Genomic DNA, 7,008 nt, shown 5'->3' with positions numbered 1-7,008 from the left:
GCCTTTCGTTTTCAGCTTCAATTAATTTTTGTTGAGCCCTATTTTGTAGCCTCTCTGCTTCTGCAAATTCATCGTTGAGTGCGTTTTTCGCGGTTTCTTCTGCACTATTAGCCTGCTCTATTTTGTTTTTTAACTGTTTTTTATATTCATTTAAGTCATGTTCGTTTTTAGCTTCAAGAGATTTGATTTTACTACTTAATTCAATGTTTACGAGTCTGTGCCCACAGAATAAAAACAAAAGTATAAATGCTGTTCCACCAACTAATGCACCTGTAGCTAAGGCTAAGCTGTTATCCCATACGTTTTCCCAGCCTAATTTTGTATTGCTGGTACTTTTAAATGTAACCGTTAACTCGCCATCAGCACTTTCGGTGTAAGCGAATTTTTTTAGATTGGGATAAAATTTCACATCACCACTAACCCTACTTTCGTAGTAACTATCGAGAGATTGATACCCAAAATAACCGGCTAAACCTAAAGCAATAATAAGAGCGAAAAGGTATTTCATCGTAAGTAAACCTCTGTGATATCCGGTCTAAAATGACCCATTTCTTGGCTAACAGTTTCTAGACGCGTAGTGTAATTTAATCTTTGATTTTGTAACTCGGACATACGTTCTTGAGCGTATGAGTGACGAACGCCATGTGCACCAGATGACCACCCAAGAGCACGATTTGATGCTGCAGAAAATGAGTTAGACCAGCGTTGGCCACCTGCAATATCATACTGAGAACGATAATTTATGTCTCTGTCTCTTACAGTGTTTGCTGTGTCCAGGCGTTTGCTTTCTAAGCGTTCTGAAAGTGAATGAGGTAAAACGACTTTTCGTACAAGACCGCCTTTTCCTTGTACGGTGTAACTCACTCCATCACGACCATTAAATTTGCTTTCTAGTGCAGATCTGTTTGATGGGGCTCGCTCTTCTATACGTTGTAACGTCAATAATTCATGTGCTCGTAGTCCCGCTGCATATGCAATTTCTGTTGCCAGTGCGTTACGTTCATTTTGTGCGGAGGCTATGGCGTGTACTTGCTCTGGAGTATAAGAGCGGCTGGCTTCTATGGTTTCACGCTTTGATTTTATTGAAGAGTCTAATTTGTTATTTTTGTCTAGTGTTTTTGTAACGTTGTGCATCATGCACTGTATTGCTTGGCGCTCCATATTTAATTGCGATTGACGAACTTCTTCAGCGCGGATATTCAAGTATGAATTGGCGGTTTCTGGAGTCAGGCCTCTTAATAAGTCACCCAGCCCATATTGCTGCATATTCTTCGCCACACTTTTTAGTGCCCCACGATAATTATCAACCGTTCTTATGGAGTCTAATATATTGTTACGTGTAAAATCCTTGGTGACAGAAAATGCTTGCTGCTCAGGGGTTTTTACACTAAATCTTGCCATGAATATCTTTACTTTTTAACCAGCGATGAACAGTAGACTCCGCTACTGTGAAGCGTTTTTTTTCACTTAACCAACGTGTGATCTCCGCTATTGTCGAGCCCTTTTGGCGCAATCTTTCCATCTCAGCATGATACTTATCTAACTTTGATTTGCGCTGGCTATAGCTACGCTTTCTGCGTAGCTCTGAATCTTTTTTTAACTCTGCAACTTCTTTATCTGGATCAAAATTGGTCATAATTTCTCTTTGTAAGTCTAACTGGAAAAGCTGTCGCTTAACTCAGCGGTAACTGAATACCTATTCGCCCCTGTTTTGCAATATCGTTTGCATTGGTTCGGACTGTTCTCACCTTAAAACGCATCAATTAAAGTTGATAAGACTTAAGCTTTACGAGCTTTAGAACGGATTTTCTCTTTTCTGAGAAGCGTATAGCCTCCAAATTTACTGTATGGGTTCAGTACTGAAACGGTTGTTTTCAGTCTCGGTTTGATTTGGTACTAACCGGTAAAGTACGGTGCTATAGGCACTACTCTTTAAGAACTTCCTATATTACAAGCAACAAATAAAAAGTCAAAAATAAATCAATTTCACGCAATGCGTTTTAGTTTTTGCGTGAAATTGCTATATGGCTCTAACCCGCTGGGTTACAGCTCGTTTTACGAGTTGTACCCAGCGGGTTGGAGGCTTGCAAAATTCTCAACTTTTTTACGCTGTTTTGGCGGGGGCTAACGCGCTGCGCTTGTTGGCTCACAAAAACGTTTAAAATCGCCCACAGGCGATTTTAATCCGTTTTTGGAGCTTGCAAAGTTGTGTCAGTGGAATACAATGCGTGTATACAATTGTAAATACAGGTGCGTTATGGCTACTATAAATATTCGTGTTAATGATGATCTGAAAGTGCGTTCTTATGCAGCGTTAGAAAAATTAGGAATAACGCCATCAGAGTTATTGAGACAAACACTGGAATACGTTGCACAAAGAGAAAAACTGCCGTTCAAATCAGTGCTGCTAACAAGTGAAGATGAAGCGCTTATTGCTGTGGCACAAGCCCGTTTAGCTGATCCAAAAACCGGAGTAAAGGTCTCGCTAGATGACCTATGAGTTAGAATTTGATCCCCGTGCGCTTAAAGAATGGCGTAAATTAGGCTCAACCGTGCGTGATCAGTTTAAAAAGAAGTTAGGTGAAGTACTGGAACAACCAAGGGTTGAAGCTAACCGGCTACGAGAACTCCCAGACTGCTACAAGATTAAATTACGTCAAGTTGGGTACCGGTTAATATACCAAGTGCACGATGAAAAAGTGTCTATCCTTGTTGTGGCGATAGGCAAAAGAGATAAATCAGAGGCGTATAAAGACGCTGGAAAACGAGTTTAACCGCTTTTTGATAAATAGTAGTTATTGCGTTTATGTTTTTGATTTTAAAGATTAAATTTAAGGTTTTTCATTTTTGTTTCACTTGAAACAAGAATGAAAAAACCTGTGTCTAAAAAGATGAAATAGATTATTTATAAAGGCACCGGAAAACGAGTTTAGCCGTTTTTTGATACTTGCACTGGATCTGAGTGTGAACCGGGTAAAAACAAACGCTTTGTTGGGCACAAACGGGGAGTGTGTACTGAGAAAACGTATTTAACATAAAAACCGGTATGGGCTATCGCGACCTTTTTGGTGGTTCAGGCTGTGTTTTTATCGAGAGGCATTTTTTGAGGTGTTTTGTCGTTTTAAAGGGTCCTTGCTCAGCCAAATCTTTTGGCGTAACCTAAGCCCTAATAAAACAAAACCCCGATATTCATTTCCAACTTGGCGGGAGGCTATGAATAATCAGGGTTCGAGATAATTCCGAAAAATCGAAACTATGTAATCTCAGGAAGAATAATACCACATGAAAAACACTTCACAAGTCAAAACCGCCATAAGCGCGGCGAGAATTGAATAACAGCGCACAACAGCTCTCACTTTTTGAGCAGCGTTTACCCAAAAAACCGTACCATACCGATGAGTTCGCGAATGGCTTAGCAATTGCGCGTGCCCAGAACGCGATAAAATCACGCTATATTCAAGCGAATGGCCCGACGCATAAGTACTGGTTAGTGTTTGACGTAGACAAACCGAATGCATCCTTAGATTGGTACGATTCAGGTGCACCCGCACCTAATATCATTGCAACAAACCGTGAAAACGGCCATGCGCATTTGATTTATGGTCTTGAAGTCTCTATTCGAACGGCACCAGATGGTCGCAGTGCACCATTACGCTACGCTGCAGCCGTGGAAAACGCGCTGAGAGAAAAGCTTGGTGCCGATATAGGTTACGCTGGCCTTATTTGTAAGAACCCTTTAAATCCACATTGGCAAGTCTCTACATGGGAGCCGTGCTTATATAATTTGGATTGGCTCGCTGATTATGTTGATTTGAGCGCCTACAGTGGCCGTAAACGGCTTCCTGATTATGGGTTAGGGCGTAACTGTAACTTATTTGATTATCTCAGTACGTGGGCTTACAAAGCGATTAGGCAGGGATGGCCAGAATACGAGCGTTGGCTCGAAGCCTGCTTAACCAGGGCAGAGGGTTACAATAAAAAAACATTCAAAGAGCCACTGCCGCAAAGTGAAATTAAAGCCACAGCCAAGAGCGTAGCGCGGTGGACGCACAAGAACTTTAGCGCAACCGGTTTTAGTGAGTGGCAAGCTAAGCAGGGTGCTAAAGGTGGTAAAGTATCTAAAGGGGGCGGCAGACCCGCAGGAACAGTGAAAGTAAATTGGGAGCTTTGGGAGGCTGTACGCAATTTGAAGTCACAAGGTTACGCGCATGCAGCAATCGCAGAGGATCTTAAAATATCAGCAAGTACAGTCAGTAAGTATGCAAAAATTTTAAAATAGCGATCGCGAAAACAAGCCATATCAGATAATAGCCTTTTTTAGGTTTTCTAATTTAAAAGGGTTTTACAATGAAGTTTCTTATTAGTGTCTATTTCTTAATTTTGTTCACTATCGTTTATAGGGGATGGGAAGCTAACCCCTATCAGATAATAACCTTTTCCTTTAGCTTTTTTATCTCCTCATCAAGCTGTGTAGAGTATTCTTTAGCTGAGTTATATTCGTTTTTCAACTCAATTGCTTCTGAGGTGTTTTTCCATGCCTCAAAGTCATTTTGTTTTCTCTTTGAAGTGCCGTATATATCTATAACTTGGGTAAAACCATTATTTAATTTACGGGATAAAGTACCCTCTAATTTAATGAGCTCTAACTCATAAATGCCGGCATTACTTATTATGTTATGTGAGTCTTGCACTCCGACAAACTCTCCATTCATTGTTCCCAACATTGTTCCGCTTTCAAGTCTTCTGGTTATTATTACTTGAAATTTCTTAGGTGCCTTACTTAGAAAGATTTCATTAATGCGTTCTATTTTATTAATGTTTTCTAATTTCTTTTGTTTAAGCTGATTAATAATAGTTTCAACCTTTAGCTTTTCTTTGCTTATTCTTAATATTTCAGCTTGATATTCAATTGATGCATCTAAATATATCTCATTGTAGAGCTTTTCAATCGTGCGACTTTTCTCATTTAAAGCCATTATTTCTTTGTTCTTAACTGGTATTTTTCTACAGTTTATACTCTCGTAATCTTTAGCTCTTTGGGTATCCATAATTGCTGATATTTTCTTTATATTACTTGGCACTACACGAAACATTTCTTTCATATCACCATTAGAAATGACTTCTCTTGTTGCCTGCCATACATCAGGTTTTACCCGTAAAGAATTAAAACCTGAACTCATTGTTCCTAACATTTTTATTGTTGATGCACATTTAGGAGTGAGAGGTATTAAAGGAATGTCTTTATGAATGTAGTTTGCAGATGCATTCATAGATAAGAATAAGATAAAAAGTAATGTCTTTTTCATTTATTTGGCTTCCCTGTCTTAATAATAAGATTATATAAATAAGAGTTTATCATTATGCCTTTTACAACGATAAAGTATAAGCGTTCGTTAGTCCGCACTTTCAAAAAACGATTAAAATAAGGGTACAGTCATACACAGGAGTGATAATAATGAGTAGGGATGAATATCAGCATAAAATCCAAAGGAGTACGCTTTCTAATGTTGGTGAAATTGCATATTTTCAAGGTTTTATCGATGACTATGACAGAAGGTTTTATGATAATCCTAGAGGCTATAGCGAATATGTTCGTTATAGGTTACCGCTGGCTTATGGCCTCGGGGTTACTTTGGAGCAAGTTTTTGAAATGAGATTTTCTAATATTAAGGTTAAAGAAATATTAGAAAAAATCCTAAAAAACGTTAGTTATAATAATATTTATAGTAATGAGGATTGGTTCCAGTGAGTATCATTTTGGTATACCCAGCACTTAAAAGAGCCTCGTAATATCTATAAGAGTTAAATTACTAGGCTACTCAATTCTATTCCAAACTCGGATTCTAGAAACTCTATTGTTATAGGTTGATTTTCTAGTGATGCCTTTACCTTTTGTGGTGTGTAAATCCCTGATTTACTTTTGAATTTCCCATCCTCTCGCTCTAGGGTTACATACCAATCTACTAGTGCTACATATTCAGAGTTTTCTTTAGAATCTGAGTTAGCTGACATGTTTTTACATTTTAGAGGTAGTGCTAACAACGGTGTTTCACCAATACAAACTTCTTTTATTGGTAAAGCCTTTTGTTTTATTTTACCTATGCCTAAATATCCTCTTAGCTTTTTTTGTTTCGGATAATAGGCAGCTATTACGTCCCCTACTTCGAAGCTAAGCATTGCATCTCTGAACCTCGGTGCTTGCCCTGCAGAGATAAATCCATATTTCACATAATCATCCCAGTTTCTATATTCACACTCACTAATGTTGTAGTAATAGAGACCGTTTTGGTAGTCGAAACCGGGGATTTTTTTATGTATAGAGTCATGTGGCCTAAAGTTTTTTGAGTAATGTCCTGATGATATATTCGTGAGCTGTTTTCCTAATTTCCACAAAAGTGTTTTTTCCACTAAAAGCGCATCATGTTCTGATAGTTTACAAGCAATTACACGAATGATTGGTTCTAGGCCCTCACCTTTTATTGCTTTAATTCGTTTAGATTTTTCGGTGTCGCTATCTTCAAATAAGTGGCTGTTTTTTCTAGACCCCTTCCCTTTACCATAATAAAACTCCTCATGGTTTCGAGGATCTATATATACATAAACGTAATAGTCTTTCATTGTTTTCCTTCCTTGAGTATTTTATCTATTTAAAAGTTATCTATTGGTGAGCGCAAACAAGTTACATCTGCTAATACCCTTTAGTTTTTTTCATTACCGTTTATTAAGCTAGGGTGGTGCTTTTTAACGAATTTAAATAGCTCATCCTGATCTGCTCTAAGCTTATCTACCTGTCGTTTATAGCGCTGCATTGCCTCTCCAGCGTGAACCTTACTAAATTCTTCCTTTGATTTTAAATCCTCAGCTTCGGATTGCTTGGCTTTTGCTTCGTTCACCAAGGTTATTGCTTCTCTTTTTAATTTTTCAGCATTGCGCCTTTCGTTTTCAGCTTCAATTAATTTTTGTTGAGCCCTATTTTGTAGCCTCTCTGCTTCTGCAAATTCATCGTTG

The 7,008-nt window shown here is 38.4% G+C and carries 10 protein-coding genes; 4 read left to right on the top strand and 6 right to left on the bottom strand.

Annotation, left to right across the window (positions count from 1 at the left end):
- From HC000_RS17835 to HC000_RS17825, 3 genes are all read right to left on the bottom strand, one after another.
- The coding region (locus HC000_RS17835) for a hypothetical protein (protein ID WP_179808351.1) at positions 1–508 on the bottom strand (508 nt) is incomplete at its 3' end.
- Positions 505–1,401 (bottom strand): site-specific integrase, encoded by an 897-nt coding sequence (locus HC000_RS17830; RefSeq protein WP_179808350.1) that lies wholly within the window; start codon positions 1,399–1,401, stop codon positions 505–507. The genes HC000_RS17830 and HC000_RS17835, both read right to left, overlap by 4 nt.
- A complete protein-coding gene (locus HC000_RS17825; RefSeq protein WP_179808349.1) occupies positions 1,388–1,636 on the bottom strand; it encodes a hypothetical protein in 249 nt (82 codons plus the stop codon). Before HC000_RS17825 ends, HC000_RS17830 begins: the two co-directional genes overlap by 14 nt.
- A 621-nt stretch (positions 1,637–2,257) precedes the next feature.
- Between HC000_RS17825 and HC000_RS17820 the strand changes: the two genes are divergently transcribed.
- The 3 genes from HC000_RS17820 (at position 2,258) to HC000_RS17810 (ending at position 4,279) form a co-directional block, all read left to right on the top strand.
- Complete coding sequence (locus HC000_RS17820; protein WP_165734371.1) at positions 2,258–2,500, top strand: type II toxin-antitoxin system RelB/DinJ family antitoxin; 243 nt, start codon at positions 2,258–2,260, stop codon at positions 2,498–2,500.
- Entirely contained in the window at positions 2,490–2,774 is a 285-nt protein-coding gene (locus HC000_RS17815) for a type II toxin-antitoxin system RelE/ParE family toxin (RefSeq protein WP_179808348.1), read from the top strand. The genes HC000_RS17820 and HC000_RS17815 overlap by 11 nt, the downstream gene beginning before the upstream one ends.
- A 554-nt stretch (positions 2,775–3,328) precedes the next feature.
- Positions 3,329–4,279 (top strand): replication initiation protein, encoded by a 951-nt coding sequence (locus tag HC000_RS17810; protein WP_179808347.1) that lies wholly within the window; start codon positions 3,329–3,331, stop codon positions 4,277–4,279.
- Between the two features lie 142 nt (positions 4,280–4,421).
- On the opposite strand, the gene HC000_RS17805 is transcribed toward HC000_RS17810, so the two are convergent.
- Positions 4,422–5,306 carry a hypothetical protein gene (locus HC000_RS17805; RefSeq protein ID WP_179808346.1) on the bottom strand — a complete coding sequence of 295 codons (885 nt, stop codon included), beginning with the start codon at positions 5,304–5,306 and terminating at the stop codon, positions 4,422–4,424.
- Positions 5,307–5,455: 149 nt separating this feature from the next.
- Here HC000_RS17805 and HC000_RS17800 point away from each other — a divergent pair, with 149 nt between their 5' ends.
- Positions 5,456–5,749 carry a hypothetical protein gene (locus HC000_RS17800; RefSeq protein WP_179808345.1) on the top strand — a complete coding sequence of 98 codons (294 nt, stop codon included), beginning with the start codon at positions 5,456–5,458 and terminating at the stop codon, positions 5,747–5,749.
- A gap of 53 nt (positions 5,750–5,802) precedes the next feature.
- Here HC000_RS17800 and HC000_RS17795 read toward each other — a convergent pair whose 3' ends face one another.
- Both HC000_RS17795 and HC000_RS17790 read right to left on the bottom strand, forming a co-directional pair.
- Positions 5,803–6,618 (bottom strand): GIY-YIG nuclease family protein, encoded by an 816-nt coding sequence (locus HC000_RS17795; RefSeq protein ID WP_179808344.1) that lies wholly within the window; start codon positions 6,616–6,618, stop codon positions 5,803–5,805.
- Positions 6,619–6,698: 80 nt separating this feature from the next.
- The coding region (locus HC000_RS17790) for a hypothetical protein (protein ID WP_179808343.1) at positions 6,699–7,008 on the bottom strand (310 nt) is incomplete at its 5' end.

The organism is Pseudoalteromonas sp. MIP2626 (genome assembly GCF_013414205.1).
In the GTDB taxonomy this organism is placed as follows: Bacteria; Pseudomonadota; Gammaproteobacteria; order Enterobacterales; family Alteromonadaceae; genus Pseudoalteromonas; species Pseudoalteromonas nigrifaciens.
This window is presented reverse-complemented; position numbering and strand designations above follow the sequence as displayed.

Coding starts and splice junctions, on each gene's coding strand:
- HC000_RS17820 (WP_165734371.1), top strand. CDS start 2,258: ATGGCTACTATAAATATTCGTGTTAATGATGATCTGAAAGTGCGTTCT.
- HC000_RS17815 (WP_179808348.1), top strand. CDS start 2,490: ATGACCTATGAGTTAGAATTTGATCCCCGTGCGCTTAAAGAATGGCGT.
- HC000_RS17795 (WP_179808344.1), bottom strand. CDS start 6,618: ATGAAAGACTATTACGTTTATGTATATATAGATCCTCGAAACCATGAG.
- HC000_RS17830 (WP_179808350.1), bottom strand. CDS start 1,401: ATGGCAAGATTTAGTGTAAAAACCCCTGAGCAGCAAGCATTTTCTGTC.
- HC000_RS17800 (WP_179808345.1), top strand. CDS start 5,456: ATGAGTAGGGATGAATATCAGCATAAAATCCAAAGGAGTACGCTTTCT.
- HC000_RS17805 (WP_179808346.1), bottom strand. CDS start 5,306: ATGAAAAAGACATTACTTTTTATCTTATTCTTATCTATGAATGCATCT.
- HC000_RS17825 (WP_179808349.1), bottom strand. CDS start 1,636: ATGACCAATTTTGATCCAGATAAAGAAGTTGCAGAGTTAAAAAAAGAT.